The sequence below is a fragment of the Thauera sp. genome (assembly GCF_035444905.1).
Lineage (GTDB): Bacteria > Pseudomonadota > Gammaproteobacteria > Burkholderiales > Rhodocyclaceae > Thauera.
In genome coordinates, this window is record NZ_DAOMPS010000022.1 from 35,448 (window position 1) to 50,806 (window position 15,359).

The 15,359-nt window shown below is 68.8% G+C and carries 16 protein-coding genes; 3 read left to right on the plus strand and 13 right to left on the minus strand.

The features are described from left to right. Positions 1–154: 154 nt before the first annotated feature. A complete protein-coding gene (locus PLC66_RS11485) occupies positions 155–487 on the plus strand; it encodes a YMGG-like glycine zipper-containing protein (protein WP_324540474.1) in 333 nt (110 codons plus the stop codon). A gap of 194 nt (positions 488–681) precedes the next feature. On the opposite strand, the gene PLC66_RS11490 is transcribed toward PLC66_RS11485, so the two are convergent. The 4 genes from PLC66_RS11490 to PLC66_RS11505 all read right to left on the minus strand — a co-directional run bounded on the left by PLC66_RS11490 (position 682) and on the right by PLC66_RS11505 (position 4,991). Further along, positions 682–1,323: a phosphoribosyltransferase gene (locus tag PLC66_RS11490; RefSeq protein ID WP_324540475.1), complete on the minus strand. Its 642-nt coding sequence runs from the start codon at positions 1,321–1,323 to the stop codon at positions 682–684. Positions 1,324–1,354: 31 nt separating this feature from the next. Continuing rightward, on the minus strand, positions 1,355–1,921 hold the full coding sequence (locus PLC66_RS11495; protein ID WP_324540476.1) for a phosphoribosyltransferase family protein: 567 nt from the start codon (positions 1,919–1,921) through the stop codon (positions 1,355–1,357). A gap of 275 nt (positions 1,922–2,196) precedes the next feature. After that, positions 2,197–3,930, minus strand: a complete 1,734-nt coding sequence (locus tag PLC66_RS11500; protein WP_324540477.1) for an autotransporter assembly complex protein TamA — start codon at positions 3,928–3,930, stop codon at positions 2,197–2,199. A gap of 59 nt (positions 3,931–3,989) precedes the next feature. Continuing rightward, entirely contained in the window at positions 3,990–4,991 is a 1,002-nt protein-coding gene (locus PLC66_RS11505; protein ID WP_324540478.1) for a class 1 fructose-bisphosphatase, read from the minus strand. 180 nt (positions 4,992–5,171) lie between these two features. On the opposite strand from PLC66_RS11505, the gene PLC66_RS11510 reads away from it, so the two are divergent. Beyond that, positions 5,172–6,431: a D-amino acid dehydrogenase gene (locus PLC66_RS11510; protein WP_324540479.1), complete on the plus strand. Its 1,260-nt coding sequence runs from the start codon at positions 5,172–5,174 to the stop codon at positions 6,429–6,431. Here the strand turns inward: PLC66_RS11510 and PLC66_RS11515 are convergent. The 9 genes from PLC66_RS11515 to dnaX all read right to left on the minus strand — a co-directional run bounded on the left by PLC66_RS11515 (position 6,419) and on the right by dnaX (position 13,984). Further along, positions 6,419–6,880 (minus strand): hemerythrin domain-containing protein, encoded by a 462-nt coding sequence (locus PLC66_RS11515; RefSeq protein WP_324540481.1) that lies wholly within the window; start codon positions 6,878–6,880, stop codon positions 6,419–6,421. The genes PLC66_RS11510 and PLC66_RS11515 overlap by 13 nt on opposite strands. A gap of 11 nt (positions 6,881–6,891) precedes the next feature. After that, positions 6,892–7,356, minus strand: a complete 465-nt coding sequence (locus tag PLC66_RS11520) for a ClpXP protease specificity-enhancing factor (RefSeq protein WP_324540483.1) — start codon at positions 7,354–7,356, stop codon at positions 6,892–6,894. Between the two features lie 28 nt (positions 7,357–7,384). Next, the gene (locus tag PLC66_RS11525; RefSeq protein WP_004377664.1) at positions 7,385–7,981 is read right to left on the minus strand and encodes a glutathione S-transferase N-terminal domain-containing protein; all 597 of its coding nucleotides are present in this window, start codon (positions 7,979–7,981) and stop codon (positions 7,385–7,387) included. A 107-nt stretch (positions 7,982–8,088) separates the two neighbouring features. Next, positions 8,089–8,844: a cytochrome c1 gene (locus tag PLC66_RS11530; RefSeq protein ID WP_324540486.1), complete on the minus strand. Its 756-nt coding sequence runs from the start codon at positions 8,842–8,844 to the stop codon at positions 8,089–8,091. Beyond that, positions 8,841–10,109, minus strand: coding sequence for a cytochrome b (locus PLC66_RS11535; protein WP_324540488.1), 1,269 nt, complete (start codon positions 10,107–10,109; stop codon positions 8,841–8,843). Before PLC66_RS11535 ends, PLC66_RS11530 begins: the two co-directional genes overlap by 4 nt. Positions 10,110–10,112: 3 nt before the next feature. Continuing rightward, positions 10,113–10,706 carry a ubiquinol-cytochrome c reductase iron-sulfur subunit gene (gene petA / locus PLC66_RS11540; protein ID WP_324540490.1) on the minus strand — a complete coding sequence of 198 codons (594 nt, stop codon included), beginning with the start codon at positions 10,704–10,706 and terminating at the stop codon, positions 10,113–10,115. Positions 10,707–10,913: 207 nt separating this feature from the next. Continuing rightward, positions 10,914–11,507, minus strand: a complete 594-nt coding sequence (recR, locus tag PLC66_RS11545; protein ID WP_324540492.1) for a recombination mediator RecR — start codon at positions 11,505–11,507, stop codon at positions 10,914–10,916. A gap of 13 nt (positions 11,508–11,520) precedes the next feature. After that, on the minus strand, positions 11,521–11,844 hold the full coding sequence (locus PLC66_RS11550) for a YbaB/EbfC family nucleoid-associated protein (RefSeq protein ID WP_324540494.1): 324 nt from the start codon (positions 11,842–11,844) through the stop codon (positions 11,521–11,523). A 109-nt stretch (positions 11,845–11,953) separates the two neighbouring features. After that, positions 11,954–13,984, minus strand: coding sequence for a DNA polymerase III subunit gamma/tau (gene dnaX, locus PLC66_RS11555; protein ID WP_324540496.1), 2,031 nt, complete (start codon positions 13,982–13,984; stop codon positions 11,954–11,956). A gap of 93 nt (positions 13,985–14,077) precedes the next feature. Here dnaX and cfa point away from each other — a divergent pair, with 93 nt between their 5' ends. Next, positions 14,078–15,355: a cyclopropane fatty acyl phospholipid synthase gene (gene cfa / locus PLC66_RS11560; protein ID WP_324540498.1), complete on the plus strand. Its 1,278-nt coding sequence runs from the start codon at positions 14,078–14,080 to the stop codon at positions 15,353–15,355. The last annotated feature ends 4 nt before the right edge of the window (positions 15,356–15,359 follow it).

Sequence of the window (15,359 nt, forward strand, 5' to 3'; positions counted from 1 at the left end):
AGGCTCATTCCGCGGGCAAGCCCGCTCCCACCCTCGTCAAGCGGCGCGCCCCGGCGCCATTCAAGGGGCAACATTCTCTGACAAGTCGCATTCGACAGTCGCGCGGAGCGACGTTTAAGATCGCTGCCATCCAACAAGAACGGAACCACTCCCCATGAAGACCCGACTCCTCGCCTCTGCCCTCCTCGCCCTTTCCTTCGCCGGTGCCGCGCACGCCGGCGGCTCGACCGCCCTCGGCGGAGGCGTGGGTGGCGCCGCCGGTGCATTGATCGGTGAAGCCGTCGGCGGCCGCGAAGGCGCGATCATCGGCGGCGCCCTCGGCGGTGGCGTCGGTGCCGCAGTCGGCTACGACAATGAGCGCGATGGCCGCCGCCACCGCGACGGCGTGCGTTACGAAGAGCGCGGCTACCATCACGAGGACGGCCGCCGTTACCACCGCGAGAGCGACTTCTGCCCGCCGGGCCAGGCCAAGAAGGGCCGCTGCTGAGCACGACCGGTCCGCGGCCGCGCGCCGCGCGCCGTGCTCCTCACCAACCTCGCGGCCTGCCCCGGCCGCCCTCGCGCAAGCCTTCTGCCGCGCCCGTCCTCACCCCTTGATGCGGACCCGCGGCCGCAGCCGCGCCACCTTGCGCGCAAGCCCGGCGGTCTGCCGCGCAGCATCGCGCCCCTCTGCGCCGCCGATCATGCGCCACCGCTCCCAGGACGCCTGACGAAGCGGCGCAGGCAGTCGACCACCTCCTCGTCCTCGACCTGGTCGAAGTGCTGGTAGAACTGGCCGACGGCACGAAAGCCAAAGGGCTTGTCCAGGCACACGATTTCATCGGCGTAAGGCTCGACGCGGGCCAGGCTGTCGGGCGCGGCGACCGGCAGCGCGCAAATCAATCGCTGCGGCGACTGCGCACGCACCGCATGCAGCGCGGCGACCATGGTCGCGCCGGTGGCCAGCCCGTCATCGACGACGATCACTACCCGCCCGCGCGCATCGACCGGCGGCCGTTCGGGCGAATACAGCGCGCGGCGCTCGCGCAGCTGCTGCACGCGGCGCGCCTTCTCCGCCTCGACCCAGGCCTCGTCGTCCTCGGAGGCGTCGGACACGAAGGACCAGCCGCCCTCGTCGACCGCGCCGATCGCGTACTCCGGATTCCAGCGCGAGCTGAGCTTGTGCACCAGCACCACGTCGAGCTCGCCGCCCAGCGCCTCGGCCAGCGCCGCGCCCATCGGTACCGCGCCGCGCGGAATCGCCAGCACCAGCGGGTTCTTGCCGCGCCAGGGGTCGAGCGCCTTCGCAAGTTGCGCAGCGGCATCCAGTCGATCACGAAACATCATGCACCTCCATGGTCGGCGGCGGCCGCGCTCAAGCCCCGCGCAGCGGCCGCAGCAGTTCGATGCGAAAGTCGGGTTCGTAGGGCGGCACGTTGCACTCGATGATGTCGCCCGCCGCGATCTCCAGCCGACGCCCCACGACGTCCGCATGGACCGGCAGGGTGCACACGCCGCGATCGACCAGCATCGCCACGCGGATCTCCGTCGGCTGCCGGCGCGCGAGGTATTCGAGCACGCGCAGCAGCGAATGCCCGCTGTAGAGCACGTCGTCCACCACCAGCAGGCTGCGGCCTTCGAGGTCGAGCGCGGCGTGGGCGACGTCCTCGGTGAGCCGGGTCTCGGGGTGCAGCAGGGTGAGGTCGTCCGCGTAGCGCTTGACCTGCAGGTCGAGGCGCAGCGGCGGCGCCAGCCCATGCCGGCGCACCAGGCGTTCGCACAGGCGGTCGGCGAGCGGCGCGCCGCGGCGAAGGATGCCGATCACTGCGACGCGCGCGCGACCGGCGAGGAGCGCCGCCGCGCGGCAGGCCATGTCGTCGATCACGCCGTCGAGGGCATCGCCCTCGTACAGGCAGGTTCGCATGCCGGGCGGTCGATCCATGTTCGCCTCGCCTGCCCCGCAGCGCGGGGCCTTGGTCGTCACCGGGAAGCGCCGATCGGACTACCCTGATAACAGCATGGCGATCGGCGCAGCCAGACGTTACTCCTGTCACCCGGCGCCGGCCAGCCCTCGATGGGCGCGGCTGCGGGCGAGACGCCAGGCAGGTGTGGCGGCTGCACGATGCGCTCGCTGCCCGGCTCGACCGTCCGTCGCATCGAAGGCGCGTCGCAGCGCCGCCCCAGGGGATGCGCCCGATGCCCGAAGCCCGCGCTCGCTCAGAACGCGATCGCCACGCCGAAGTGCAGGCGCAGGCTGCGTTCCTGATGCCCCCAGGCAAGGTCGAGCGCGAGCGGGCCCGCCGGGCTGCGCCAGCGCGCCCCGATGCCATAGCCCACGCGCAGATCGAAATCGTCGCGCGTGTCGGCCGCATCGCCGGCATCGACGAAGAAGGCCGCGCCCCACTGCGGCTGGAACCAGCGTACGTACTCCGCGCTTGCCACCGCGAGATAGCGGCCGCCGACCGTGGCATTGCCTTCCTTGACGCCCAGGCTCTGATAGTCGTAGCCGCGCACCGTCTGCGCGCCGCCGGTGCGGAACAGGAAGTCCTGCGGAATGCCCTCGCGGCTGTCGGCCAGGGTGACGCCCCCCTCGGCGCGCAGGATGAAGACGTCGGTGCTGCGCACCGGCTGGTAGCGCACGAAGCGCGAGTACAGGCGCAGGAAATCGCGCTCGGCCAGCGCCACCGCCGCACCACCGCCGACCTGGTACTCGAAGACGTAGCCCCGGGTCGGGTCGAGCAGGTCGTCCACCGCGCGCTTGACCCAGGTCCAGTTGGCCGTCAGCGTGTTGCTCGTGCGTGATTCGGCACCCGAGGGCTCGATCTTTTCATGCTGCAGGCGCAGCGCGAGCTGGGTCTCGATGTCACCGCGCACCGCGCTGCGCGTGGCCCCCAGCGCCTGAGAGGTGACCTTGAGGCCCTCGAGGTCGCTGCGGTCGATCAGCGCGCCGAAGCTGTCGCGATGCCTGCCCTTCGGCGGCAGGAAGATGTCGGCGTAGAGGGCCTGGCGACGCTGCTCCAGGCGCAGCCCGGTGGCGAACTCCCAGCCGCGGCCGCGCAGGTTGGAGTCGCGGTAGGTGGTCTCGACGCGGGCACCGGTGTTGGTCGAGAAACCGACGCCGAATCCCAGGTACTTGGGCAGGGCCTCGGTCACCTGCACCCGCACCGGCACCGCGGCCGCGAGCGCCGGGTCGCGATCGACGTCGACGATCACCGAGCCAAAATGCGGCGTGTTCTGCAGCCCGGTCTGGAAGGCGAGCAGCTCCTCGCGGTCATAGGGCGAACCCGGCCGCAGCAGGCTGTAGCGCTGCACGAGATCCGCGGGCAGATGCTCCAGGCCTTCGACCTGCAGCTCGCCAAGATAAAAGGCGGGGCCGCTGTCGAGCGTCACGCTGAGCGTCGCGGTCGCCGTCTCGGGGTCGATCTCGGCGCGGCTGCGCGCGATGCGGGCGGCTGCGTAGCGGCGCGCGCTGACCGCATCGAGCAGCTGCTGCTTGGCGCCATCCCAGCCCGCCTGGCTGAAGGGCTCGCCCACCGGCAGGCGCCAGCCCGCGCGCAGCAGCTCGAGGTGTTCGGCGCCGCCGTCGCTGGCGGGGCTGCTCAGCTCGCCCTCGAACTCGATGCTGACCGCACTGATCGTGGTGCGCGGCCCCGGCTCGACCTCAATCACCCAGCGCCCCGCGTCCGCACGGTCGAAGCGCACGCGCGGCGTGAAGTAGCCCTCGGTGGCGAGCAGATCGGCGATCTCGCGCCGCGTCCGCCGCGTCATCGCGGCACGGTCGGCCGCCTCCTCGGGCAGGACCAGGTTCTCGCGCCGCAGCAGGCGCACATGGCGCTCGAGCACCGGACGCACCGCATCGGGGGCCTCCAGCCGAACCTCGAGCGGCTGCTGGGCCGCGAGCGGCGCGCTCGCCAGCGCCACGACACCGCCCGCCAGCGCCGCCAGGCGCACAACCCAGGCGCGCCTGCGGGTCGTGGCGTGTCGGCGCGGGCCCGTTCCCAGCACCCGCCTCAGCCCTCGAGGTGGTACGAGACCACCCGCTCCACTTCGTTCTTCGAGCCCAGGATCACCGGCACGCGCTGATGCAGCTTGGTGGGCTGCATATCGAGGATGCGCTCGCGCCCGGTCGAGGCCGCCCCGCCGGCCTGCTCGACCAGCATGGCCATCGGGTTGGCCTCGTACATCAGCCGCAGCTTGCCGCCCATGGCGCGGCACTTCTCGTCCATCGGATACATGAAGATGCCCCCACGGGTGAGGATGCGGTGCACGTCCGCCACCATCGACGCCACCCAGCGCATGTTGTAGTCCTTGCCCAGCGGACCGCCCTTGCCCATCTGCATCTCGTCGACATAGCGCTTCACCGGCGCCTCCCAGAAGCGCGCGTTGGAAGCATTGATCGCGAACTCCTGGGTATCGACCGGAATCGTCATATAGGGCTGGGTGTAGATGAAGCTGCCCATTTCGCGGTCGAGGGTGAAGGCATGCACGCCCTTGCCCACCGTCAGCACGAACTGGGTCGAGGGCCCATACACCGCATAGCCGGCAGCGACCTGGTCGCGACCGGGCTGCAGGAAGTCCTCTTCGGTCGGCTCGGTGTGGTCGGGCGGATTGCGCAGCACCGAGAAGATGGTGCCCACCGAGATATTGACGTCGATGTTCGAGGAGCCGTCGAGCGGATCGAACAGCAGCAGGAAGCCGCCCTTGGGATAGTCGAAGGGGATCTGATGCACCGTCTCGACCTCTTCCGAGGCCATCGCCGCCAGGTGCCCGCCCCATTCGTTGGCCTGCAGCAGGATCTCGTTGGCGATCACGTCGAGCTTCTTCTGCGCCTCGCCCTGCACGTTGTCGGTACCCGCCTCGCCCAGCACGCCGGCCAGCGCCCCTTTCGACACATTCACGCCGATCGCCTTGACCGCGCGCGCGACGACCTCGATCAGCAGGCGCAGATCGGCACTGATGCGGCCCGCCCGCTGCTGCTCGATGAGGAATTGGGTAAGGGTGACACGGCGCATGAAGGCACTCCAATCGACGAAGATTACGGACAAGCCGCGATTATCGCGGTTCCGCGCCGCCAGCGCACGGACTATGCGCCGAGCGCGCGCCGCGGTGGCGCCGTTTCCCGGTGCGGCGCGTGCGCGGTTATCATCGACGGCTCCCGCCCCTCCACCCTCACCCTCGCGCAACGCCCTCACATGCACGTTCTGGTTCTCGGCGCCGGCCTGTCCGGCGTCACGACCGCCTGGTATCTGCACCGGGCCGGGTTCGACGTCAGCGTCGTCGACCGCCAGCCCGCCGCCGGGCTCGAGACCAGTTTCGCCAACGGCGGCCAGATCTCGATCAGCCATCCCGAGCCCTGGGCCAATCCGGCCGCGCCCTTGCAGGTGCTGCGCTGGCTCGGCCGCGACGACGCGCCGCTCAAGTTCCGCCCCACGCGCGACCCCGCACAATGGCGCTGGGGTGCGCGCTTCCTGCTCGAATGCCTGCCCTCGCGCACGCAGCGCAACACCGCCGCCATCGCCGCGCTCGGGCGCTGGAGCGGCGAGCAGTTGCGCGCCCTGCGCAGCGCGACCGGCCTGCACTACGACCAACTCGAGCGCGGCATCCTGCACCTGTTCCACAGCCGCGCCGAGTTCGCCCACGCCCCGGCGCGCGCGCGGCAACTGGGCGGATTCGGCATCGCCGCGCAGGTGTGCGACGTGGACGCGTGCCTGCGCATCGAGCCCGCGCTCGCCGCCCAGGCAGCGACCCTGGCAGGCGGCCTGTATGCGCCGACCGACGAGTCGGGCGATGCCCATCGCTTCACCCAGGCCCTGGCCACGCGCCTGCAGGACGAGGGCGTGTGCTTTCACTGGCAGCAGGCGATACAGCGGCTGCGCCGCGGCGCGAGTGGGGTGGAGGCGGTGGAGGTGCGCGATGCCCAAGGGCAGCACCAGTGGCTGCAGGCCGATGCCTTCGTCGTCTGCCTCGGCAGCTATGGGCCGCGTCTGGTGTCAGCGCTGGGCGAGGACTTGCCGATCTACCCGGTCAAGGGCTACTCGATCACCGCACGGGTCATCGACGCCAGTCGCGCGCCGAGCGTCAGTCTCACCGACGAGTCACGCCGCATCGTCTGCTCCCGCCTCGGCGAGCGTCTGCGCATCGCCGGCACGGCGGAGCTCAACGGCTTCGACACCCGGGTGCGGCCGGAGCGGGTCGCGGCCATCCTCGAATGGGCGTGCAGCCGCTTTCCCGGTGCGATCGACGTGAGCAGCGTCGAAGCCTGGGCCGGTCTGCGACCGGCGACGCCCGGCAACGTCCCGGTCATCGGCCGCGGCCGCACACCCGGGCTGTGGTTCAACACCGGGCACGGCACGCTGGGATGGACGCTCGCCTGCGGCTCGGCCGCTGCCCTGGCGCAACTGATGAGCGGCCAGCCGCCGCCGATCGCGTTTCCCTTCCGTCAGCCGGCGTGAGTGCAGGCGGCAGCCGGCGCCGGCGTGCGACCGTCGGTCGCCGCGGGTAGCGTGCCGGTATCGAAATCGAAGCCGATGCTCTGCAGGTGAAAGGCGAGCGCGGCGTCCATGCCATCGACGTGGTTGCGGAACCAGGCCGGCAACTCCTCGACCAGACGCTTGCAGAAGAAGGTGTCGCCCGCCGCCACGCGACGCCGAATGTCGTGCATCACGGCCAGCACGCGGTCATGCTCGGCACGATGGCAGCCAGGAAAATCCACCGCTTCCATCCAGCGGTTCTCCAGGCCAAAGTGGGCCTCGGTGTGCGCAATCAGTGCATCGAAGGCAGGCAGCAACTGATCGGCCGTCGCCGAGGCCACTGCGTTGTAACAATCCACGAACTCGCGATGGGTTTCATCCATCGGCGCGAGGTCGTTGGCGAGCGCATCGCTCCAGACCAGACCGGACATGAGGGGCTTCCTTACTTGACGACCTTGAGGTGGCTGCCGCGCGGCGGACGCGGCGGCGCATCGGCCGGCGCGTCGCCGCGCGGGGCGAGCGGTTCGGCATGGGTGGCGGCCAGGTCGTCGACCGACGCATCCTCGCTGTCTTCCGCGCCCGCCTCGGTCTCGTCGAACTCGGGCTCGAAGGCCATGCCCTGCCCGTTCTCGCGCGCGTAGATCGCGACCACGTTCACCACCGGGATCACCAGCGAATGCGCAGCGCCGCCGAAGCGGGCCTGGAAGCTGATGTAGTCGTTGTCCATCTGCAGCTGCCCGGTGGCATCGGGCGACAGGTTGAGCACGATCTGGCCGTCCCGCGCATAGCCCGGCGGCACCCGTGTCTGGTCATCGACCAGGGTCGCAAGATAAGGCGTGAAGCCCTGGTCGATGCACCATTGCCAGATGGCGCGCAGCAGGTAAGGCTTGGTCGAGACGGCGCTCATCGATGCTCCTGCGCAGTGGTCGGCGCGCTCAGCGGCGCATGACCTTTTCGGACGGGGTCAGGGCGTCGATGAAGCCCTGGCGACTGAAGATGCGCTCGGCGTACTTCATCAACGGCGCAGCCGCCTTGGGCAGCTCGATGCCGTAGTGCTCGAGGCGCCACAGCAGCGGCGCGATGGCGACGTCGAGCATGGAGAACTCGTCGCCCAGCATGTACTTCTGCTTGGTGAACACCGGCGCGAGCTGGGTCAGGTGGTCGCGCACGTGCGCGCGCACCTTGTCCACGCCCTTCTGCGCAGCCTCGAGGGCCTCGAGGTGGGTGAACAGCTCCTGCTCGAAGGTGTGCAGCAGCTGGCGGGCGCGCGCACGCATGATCGGGTCAGGCGGCATCAGCTGCGGATGCGGGAAGCGCTCGTCGATGTACTCGTTGATGATGTTGGCCTCGTACAGCACGAGGTCGCGATCCACCAGCACCGGCACGCGGTTGTAGGGGTTGATGACGGCGATGTCTTCGGGCTTGTTGTAGAGATCGACGTCGATGACTTCGAAATCCATGCCCTTCTCGAACAAGACGATCCGGCAGCGGTGACTGAAGGGATCGGTCGTGCCGGAATAAAGGTTCATCATGGTGTTGCCACTCCGGAATTCAAAAGCAAAAGCGCACCACGCGACAGCGCGTGGTGCGTCTGGGGTCGGACCGCGCTAACCGGCCTTGCGGCCTGCCGCGACTGGGGTCAATGAATGTCCTTCCAGTAGTTCTTTTTCAACGCATAGGTGAGCACGAACATGCCGGCCAGGAAGATCAGCACGAAGGTGCCGATCGTCTTGCGCTTTTCGGCCACCGGCTCGCCCATCCAGACCAGGAAGGAGACCAGATCGGCCACCGCCTTGTCGTACTCCTGGACGCTCAGCTTGCCCGGCTTGGCCAGCGACAATTCGACCTTGCTCGTGCCATCGGCGTTCTCGGTGATGTTGGCCACCTGCTCGCCCTGCAGCTCCCAGAATACGTGCGGCATGCCGACGTTGGCGAAGACGACGTTGTTCCAGCCCGAGGGGCGCTCGGTATCGCGGTAGAACTGGCGCATGTAGGTATAGAGCCAGTCTGCACCGCTGCCGTCGCCGGAGGAGCGCGCACGTGCAACCAGGGTCAGATCGGGCGGCGCCTTGCCGAACCAGATCTTGGACTCCGCCGGGCGCATGGCGATCTTCATCAGGTCGCCGACGCGCTCGCCGGTGAACATCAGGTTGTCACGGATCGACTGCTCGGACAGCCCGATGTTCTGCAGCTGGTTGTAGCGCGTGAAGCTGGCGCTGTGGCAGTTCAGGCAGTAATTGACGAACAGTTTGGCGCCGTGCTGCAACGCAGCCGGGTCCGTGCTGACCGGCGCCTTGTCGAGCTGCACCGAGGCGGCTGCCGCCATCGCCACGGCCGGCGCGAACAGCAGCACCGCTGCCGCCCGCTTGATGAGGTTGATCACGCGCATTGTCATTTGAAGTTCACCCTTTCCGGTTCGGCTTTGCACTTGTCGAGCTTGCTGTACCACGGCATCAGCAGGAAGAAGGCGAAGTACAGCACCGAGCAGATCTGCGACACCAGCGTACGACCCGGGGTCGGGGGCAGCACGCCCAGGTAGCCCAGGATGAAGAAGGAGATCACGAAGATCACCAGCGCGGTCTTGAAGATCGGACCCTTGTAGCGGATCGACTTCACCGGGCTGCGGTCCAGCCAGGGCAGGAAGGCGATGATCACCACCGACGCTCCCATCGCCACCACGCCCCAGAACTTGGCATCGAGGCCGAACAGCGGATAGGTCACCGCGCGCAGCACCGAATAGAACGGGGTGAAGTACCAGACCGGCGCGATGTGCGGCGGCGTGGTCAGCGGGTCGGCCGGCAGGAAGTTGTTGAACTCGAGGAAGTAGCCGCCGCCTTCAGGCGCGAAGAACACCACCGCGCTGAAGAAGAACAGGAAGACCACCACGCCGACGATGTCCTTCACCGTGTAGTACGGATGGAAGGGGATGCCATCGAGCGGCTTGCCCGACGCGTCCTTGCGCTTCTTGATCTCGACGCCGTCGGGGTTGTTCGAGCCGACTTCGTGCAGCGCGATGATGTGCGCGGCGACGAGGCCGATCAGCACCAGCGGCACGGCGATGACGTGGAAGGAGAAGAAGCGGTTCAGCGTGGCGTCGGACACGACGTAGTCACCACGGATGACCAGCGACAGGTCCGGCCCGATGATCGGGATCGCCGAGAACAGGTTCACGATCACCTGCGCGCCCCAGAACGACATCTGGCCCCATGGCAGCAGGTAGCCCATGAAGGCTTCAGCCATCAGCACCAGGAAGATCAGGGTGCCGAAGATCCAGATGAGTTCGCGCGGCTTGCGGTAGGAACCGTAGAGCAGGCCACGGAACATGTGCAGGTAGACCACGACGAAGAAGGCCGAGGCGCCGGTCGAGTGCAGATAGCGGATCAGCCAGCCACCCGGCACCTCACGCATGATGTACTCGACGCTGGCGAAGGCCACGGGCACGCCAGAAGCGTTGAGCGAGGCGTCGGGCTTGTAGTGCATGACCAGGAAGATGCCGGTCAGGATCTGGATCACCAGCACCATCAGCGCCAGCGAACCGAAGAAGTACCAGAAGTTGAAGTTCTTCGGCGCGTAGTACTCGGTGAGGTGCCCCTTGATCGACGACGTGAGCGGGAAGCGCTCGTCGATCCAGTTGAGCAGGGCTTGTGATTTGGTCGTCATCGCTTAGGCCTTCCCGTCTTCGCCAACAAGAATGGTGGAATCCGCGAGGTACTGGTGCGGTGGCACTTCGAGATTGTCCGGCGCCGGCATGCTGCTGTAGACACGACCAGCCAGATCGAAGAGCGAGCCATGGCAGGGGCACAGGAAGCCACCCGGCCAGTCGGCGCCCATGCCGCTCTCGGCGCCCATCTTGAACTTCTCGGACGGCGAACAGCCGAGGTGGGTGCAGATGCCGACGGCGACGAGGTACTCGGGCTTGATCGAGCGGTGCTTGTTCCTGGCGTAGTCCGGCTGCATCGGCTTGTTCGACTCCGGATCGCTGACCCGGCTGTCGGTGGTGTCCAGCGACGCGAGCATCTCGGGCGTGCGACGCAGCACCCACACGGGCTTGCCGCGCCACTCCACCGTCATCATCTCGCCCGGAGCGAGCTTGCTCACATCGACTTCGACCGGCGCACCGGCTGCCTTGGCACGCTCGGACGGCGTGAGGCTGGCAACAAACGGCACCGCGGTCGCCACTGCGGCCACGCCGCCAGCGGCGGACGTTGCCAGCAGCAGGGTGCGGCGGCTGCTGTCCATCTTTTGATCAACGCTCATGACCCTCTTCCCAGAAAGGAAAACGAAAGACCTGGATACAAATAACCCGCGAATTATACCGGAGACGCTGCAGCAGAGAAAGCGCAAAGCTCGGATCGCCTTCTGGAACAAGGCTTTCAACGCCAAAACCGCACTCGCGGAGGGCCGTCGGAAGCGCAAAATTGCCGCACTGCAGCAAGCCCGTCGGCCGGTTTGCCCCGTCCATGCTCAGAGGGCGCGCCGCTCCACCAGGGCCTGCGCGATGGTGCCGGTATCGGTATGTTCGAGCTCGCCACCGACCGGCACGCCGCGCGACAGGCGCGTCACCTTCACGCCGCGCGCCGCCAGCAGGGTGGCGACCGTGTGCGCGGTGGCCTCGCCCTCGTTGGTGAAGTTGGTGGCGAGGATCACCTCGCGCACCCCCTCCTCGGTCGCGCGCGCAATCAGCTTGTCGAACCTGAGCTCGCGCGGGCCGATTCCGTCCAGCGGCGACAAGCGGCCCATCAGCACGTAGTACAGGCCGTTGTAGGACTGCGTCTGCTCGATCATCGCCAGGTCCGCCGGCATCTCCACCACGCACAGCAGCGAGGCATCGCGACGCGGGTTGGCGCAGCGCTGGCAGATCTCGTCCTCGGTGAAGCTGTTGCAGCGCGCACACGGACGCAGCGCCTCGAGCGCATGCGTGAGCGCACGGCCCAGCCGCGCCGCGCCACGCTGATCGCGTTGCAGCAGGTGGTAGGCCATGCGCTGGGCGGACTTCGGCCCCACGCCGGGCAGGCAGCGCAAGGCCTCGATCAGCTCGTCGAGGCTGGACGGCGACATCGTCGCACCGCGCTCAGAACGGCAGCTTCATGCCCGGCGGCAGGTTGAGCCCGGCGGTGACGCTGGCCATCTTCTCCTGCGTCGCCGTCTCGACCTTGCGCACCGCGTCGTTGAGCGCGGCGGCGACCAGGTCCTCGAGCATTTCCTTGTCGTCCATCACCGAGTCGTCGATCGACACCCGGCGCACGTCGTACTTGCAGGTCATCTGCACCTTGACCATGCCGGCACCGGCCTGGCCCTCGACCTCGACCGCGGCCAGCTGGTCCTGCATCTTCTTCATGTTTTCCTGCATCTGCTGGGCCTGCTTCATCAGGCCGGCAATACCGCCTTTCATCATGGTGTGCGCTCCGTTGAGTCTCTAGAACAAGGGATGGGGAAAAGTTTGGCTACAGGGATGGCGACCGGCGTGGCAACTGGGCTGAGGGCCGACCGCGCCCGTCGCCCGCTCACAGGGGCCTGACGCTGCTCTCCACCAGCGTGGCATCGAAACGTTCGATCAGCTCGCGCACGAAAGGATCCGCCTCGAGCGCGGCCACCGCCTCGGCATGGCGCGCGCGACGCTCGATCGCATCGCGCTGGGCGGGCGTCTCGCCGGCAATGTCGCCGACGTCGATGCGCACCTTCAGCGGGCGCCCGAGCGCCGCCGCAAGCTGATCCTGCAGGCGGTCGATTGCACCCGGGTTCATGTCCAGCAGATGCCGGTGCGCGAGCGACAGGCGCAACTTGAGGCCGTCCGCGCTGCAGTCGACCCATTCGCAATGCTGCGCCAGCTCGCGCACGAGACCGCCGAGCTCGAGCGAGCGGATGAGGCCGCGCCAGTCGCCCAGCGCGAGCAAGGCGGCGGCGTCACCGCGCGGCGATGCGACGGGATCCGGCTGCGGCTCGGCCCTGCCCGACGCCGGTGCGACCGGATTCGGTGCGACGGAACTCCGTGCGGCCGTGTTCGGTGCAGCCGCACCCTGTGCAACCGGGCTCGGCTCTAGCGCGGCCGGCGGCGGCGCGGCCCGCCGCGCGGGTGCCACCTCCTGGTCGGCGTAAGCCTCGGGCGGCAGGTCCTCCCAGGGCGGCACGTCGTACCCGCTGACGGTAGATGGCTCGGACGCCGCCGCTGCGGTCGCAACAGGCGCGGGGGCAGCTGCCGCCGAGGCAGGCGGGGCGGGCCGAGCTGGCGGCGCAGACGGGACCGGCGGCGCGGGCGGAACGGAGTCGGCGGGGCGCCCGACGCGCGGCACCGTACCCGGCGTGACCCCGGCTGCAGGCCCGGCAGCGGCCCCCGGCGACGGCGCCGCACGCGATTCGGCCGCGGCGCGAGCCGGCACCGCCGGCGCCTCACCCACCGCGCGCGCACGACCGCCCGCCGCCGGCGCCACGCCCGCGCCACCCAGCGCGGCGGGCTGCTCGGGGCGGAACGCGTGCAGGCGCAGCAGCGTCATCGTGAATCCGGTGTACTCGTCCGGCGCCAGCGGCAGCTCGTCCCGACCGTGGATGGCGATCTGGTAGGCAAGCTGCAGGTATTCGGCGTCGAAGGCGCCCACGTAGGCGGCGATGCGCGCGCGCTCGGCCTCGTCGGCGATCGCCTCGGGCGCAAACTGCGCCAGCGCGATGCGGTGCACCAGGGTCGCGAGCGACTGCAGCGCGGCATCGAAGGCCAGGCTGCGCGCCTCCATCGCGTCGGCCACCATCAGCAGCCCGCGCACGTCGCCCGCGGCCAGCGCATCGAGCACCGCATACAGGTGGTCGTCGCCCACCGTACCCAGCATGTGGGTGACCTGCTCCTCCTCGACCTTGCCGGCGCCGTGCGCGATCGCCTGATCGAGCAGCGACAGCGCGTCGCGCATCGACCCGCTCGCCGCCTTGGCCAGGTGGCGCAGCGCGCCCGGCTCGAAGGCCACGTCCTCGGCCTGCAGGATGCGCGTCAGGTGCTCGACGATGTGGCCCTGCGGCATCTGTTTGAGGTTGAACTGCAGGCAGCGCGACAGCACCGTCACCGGGATCTTCTGCGGATCGGTGGTGGCGAGGATGAACTTGACGTGCTCGGGCGGCTCTTCCAGCGTCTTCAGCATGGCGTTGAAGGCGTGCCCGGTGAGCATGTGCACTTCGTCGATCATGTAGACCTTGTAGCGCCCCTGCACCGGCGCATACACCGCCTTGTCGAGCAGCGCCGCCATGTCGTCGACACCGCGGTTGGACGCCGCGTCCATCTCGACATAATCGGGGAAGCGGTCGGCATCGATCGCGCGGCAGGCATCGCACACGTTGCAGGGCTCGGGCGTGACCCCGGTCTCGCAGTTGAGGGCCTTGGCCAGGATGCGGCTGATCGTCGTCTTGCCCACCCCGCGCGTGCCGGTAAACAGCCACGCATGGTGCAGCCGGCCGGTCGCCAGCGCGTGCGACAACGCCCGCACGACGTGCTCCTGACCGACCAGCGTACCGAAGGACTTCGGCCGCCACTTGCGCGCAAGGACCTGATAGCTCATGGCGGGCGATTCTAGCAGAGCGAACTCCGCCCCCCGGAACGAATCAATGCGGTCAGACTGCTTTAATCTGCGCCATCGACAGCGGAGTACAGCATGGAGACCCCAGCCGAAAGCCCCTCGCCCGACGACCGCAGCGCCCCGTCCGTGCCCGGGCTTGCGCGCAGCTCTGCGCCGCACGCACTGCAGCGCAGCCCCCGCCATCAAGGCGGTCGGCGCAGCCTGCGTCCGCTGCCGAGCGCGTCGCTGCAGGACCCGTCGCTGCGGGCGCTGGGGCAACTGCTGGCCGAGGCAGACATCGAGCTCAATGGCGAGCGGCCCTGGGACATGGTGATCCACGAGCGCCAGACCGCCGACCGCATCCTCGCCCGTGGCAGCCTCGGGCTGGGCGAGAGCTACATGGAGGGCTGGTGGGATTGTGCGCAGCTCGATGAATTCATCGCCCGCATCCTGACCGCCCGCCTCGACGAGAAGGTCGGCACCAGCGCGCTGGTGGTGCAAGGCCTGCGCGCCCGGCTCTTCAACCTGCAGAACCTGCGCCGCACCTGGCAGGTCGGCGAGATGCACTACGACCTCGGCAACGACTTCTTCGAGGCCATGCTCGACGGCCACCTCGCCTACACCTGCGGCTATTGGGCGCAGGCCGACAACCTGGACGACGCGCAGACCGCCAAGCTCGACCTCATCTGCCGCAAGCTCGGGCTCGAACCGGGCATGCGCCTGCTCGACATCGGTTGCGGCTGGGGCAGCCTGATGAAGTTCGCCGCCGAGCACTACGGCGTCGAATGCGTCGGCCTCACCATCTCGCGCGAACAGGCCGAGCACGGCCAGGCCCGCTGCGCCGGGCTGCCGGTGAGCTTCCGCCTGCAGGACTACCGCCAGTTCAACCGTGACGGCAGCGAGCGCTTCGAGCGCATCGCCTCGGTCGGCATGTTCGAGCACGTCGGCGCCAAGAACCACGGCGCCTTCTTCGAGATGGCGCGGCGCAGCCTCGACGAGGGCGGCCTGTTCCTGCTCCACACCATCGGCAAGAACCTGCGTCGCACCCCTACCGACCCCTGGATCGACCGCTACATCTTCCCCAACGGCGACCTGCCCGCGCTCGGCCAGATCGCCGACGCGGCGGAGGACTGCTTCATCGTCGAGGACGTGCACAACTTCGGCGCCGACTACGACCGCACGCTGATGGCCTGGCATGCCCGCTTCGAGACCGCCTGGCCGCAGTTCGCCGCACGCTACGGCGAGCGCTTCTACCGCATGTGGCGCTACTACCTGCTCGCCTGCGCCGGCACCTTCCGCGCGCGCACCAACCAGCTGTGGCAGATCGTGCTGTCGCCACGCGGCGTGGCGGGCGGATACCGGCGGCCGGCGTGAGCTC

Bases quoted from the DNA above. Each gene is read 5' to 3' on its own strand.
- PLC66_RS11525 (WP_004377664.1), bottom strand. From the start codon at position 7,981: ATGATGAACCTTTATTCCGGCACGACCGATCCCTTCAGTCACCGCTGC.
- PLC66_RS11495 (WP_324540476.1), bottom strand. From the start codon at position 1,921: ATGGATCGACCGCCCGGCATGCGAACCTGCCTGTACGAGGGCGATGCC.
- dnaX (WP_324540496.1), bottom strand. From the start codon at position 13,984: ATGAGCTATCAGGTCCTTGCGCGCAAGTGGCGGCCGAAGTCCTTCGGT.
- PLC66_RS11535 (WP_324540488.1), bottom strand. From the start codon at position 10,109: ATGACGACCAAATCACAAGCCCTGCTCAACTGGATCGACGAGCGCTTC.
- recR (WP_324540492.1), bottom strand. From the start codon at position 11,507: ATGTCGCCGTCCAGCCTCGACGAGCTGATCGAGGCCTTGCGCTGCCTG.
- PLC66_RS11520 (WP_324540483.1), bottom strand. From the start codon at position 7,356: ATGAGCGCCGTCTCGACCAAGCCTTACCTGCTGCGCGCCATCTGGCAA.
- cfa (WP_324540498.1), top strand. From the start codon at position 14,078: ATGGAGACCCCAGCCGAAAGCCCCTCGCCCGACGACCGCAGCGCCCCG.
- PLC66_RS11490 (WP_324540475.1), bottom strand. From the start codon at position 1,323: ATGTTTCGTGATCGACTGGATGCCGCTGCGCAACTTGCGAAGGCGCTC.
- PLC66_RS11530 (WP_324540486.1), bottom strand. From the start codon at position 8,844: ATGACAATGCGCGTGATCAACCTCATCAAGCGGGCGGCAGCGGTGCTG.
- PLC66_RS11505 (WP_324540478.1), bottom strand. From the start codon at position 4,991: ATGCGCCGTGTCACCCTTACCCAATTCCTCATCGAGCAGCAGCGGGCG.
- petA (WP_324540490.1), bottom strand. From the start codon at position 10,706: ATGAGCGTTGATCAAAAGATGGACAGCAGCCGCCGCACCCTGCTGCTG.
- PLC66_RS11550 (WP_324540494.1), bottom strand. From the start codon at position 11,844: ATGATGAAAGGCGGTATTGCCGGCCTGATGAAGCAGGCCCAGCAGATG.
- PLC66_RS11515 (WP_324540481.1), bottom strand. From the start codon at position 6,880: ATGTCCGGTCTGGTCTGGAGCGATGCGCTCGCCAACGACCTCGCGCCG.
- PLC66_RS11485 (WP_324540474.1), top strand. From the start codon at position 155: ATGAAGACCCGACTCCTCGCCTCTGCCCTCCTCGCCCTTTCCTTCGCC.
- PLC66_RS11510 (WP_324540479.1), top strand. From the start codon at position 5,172: ATGCACGTTCTGGTTCTCGGCGCCGGCCTGTCCGGCGTCACGACCGCC.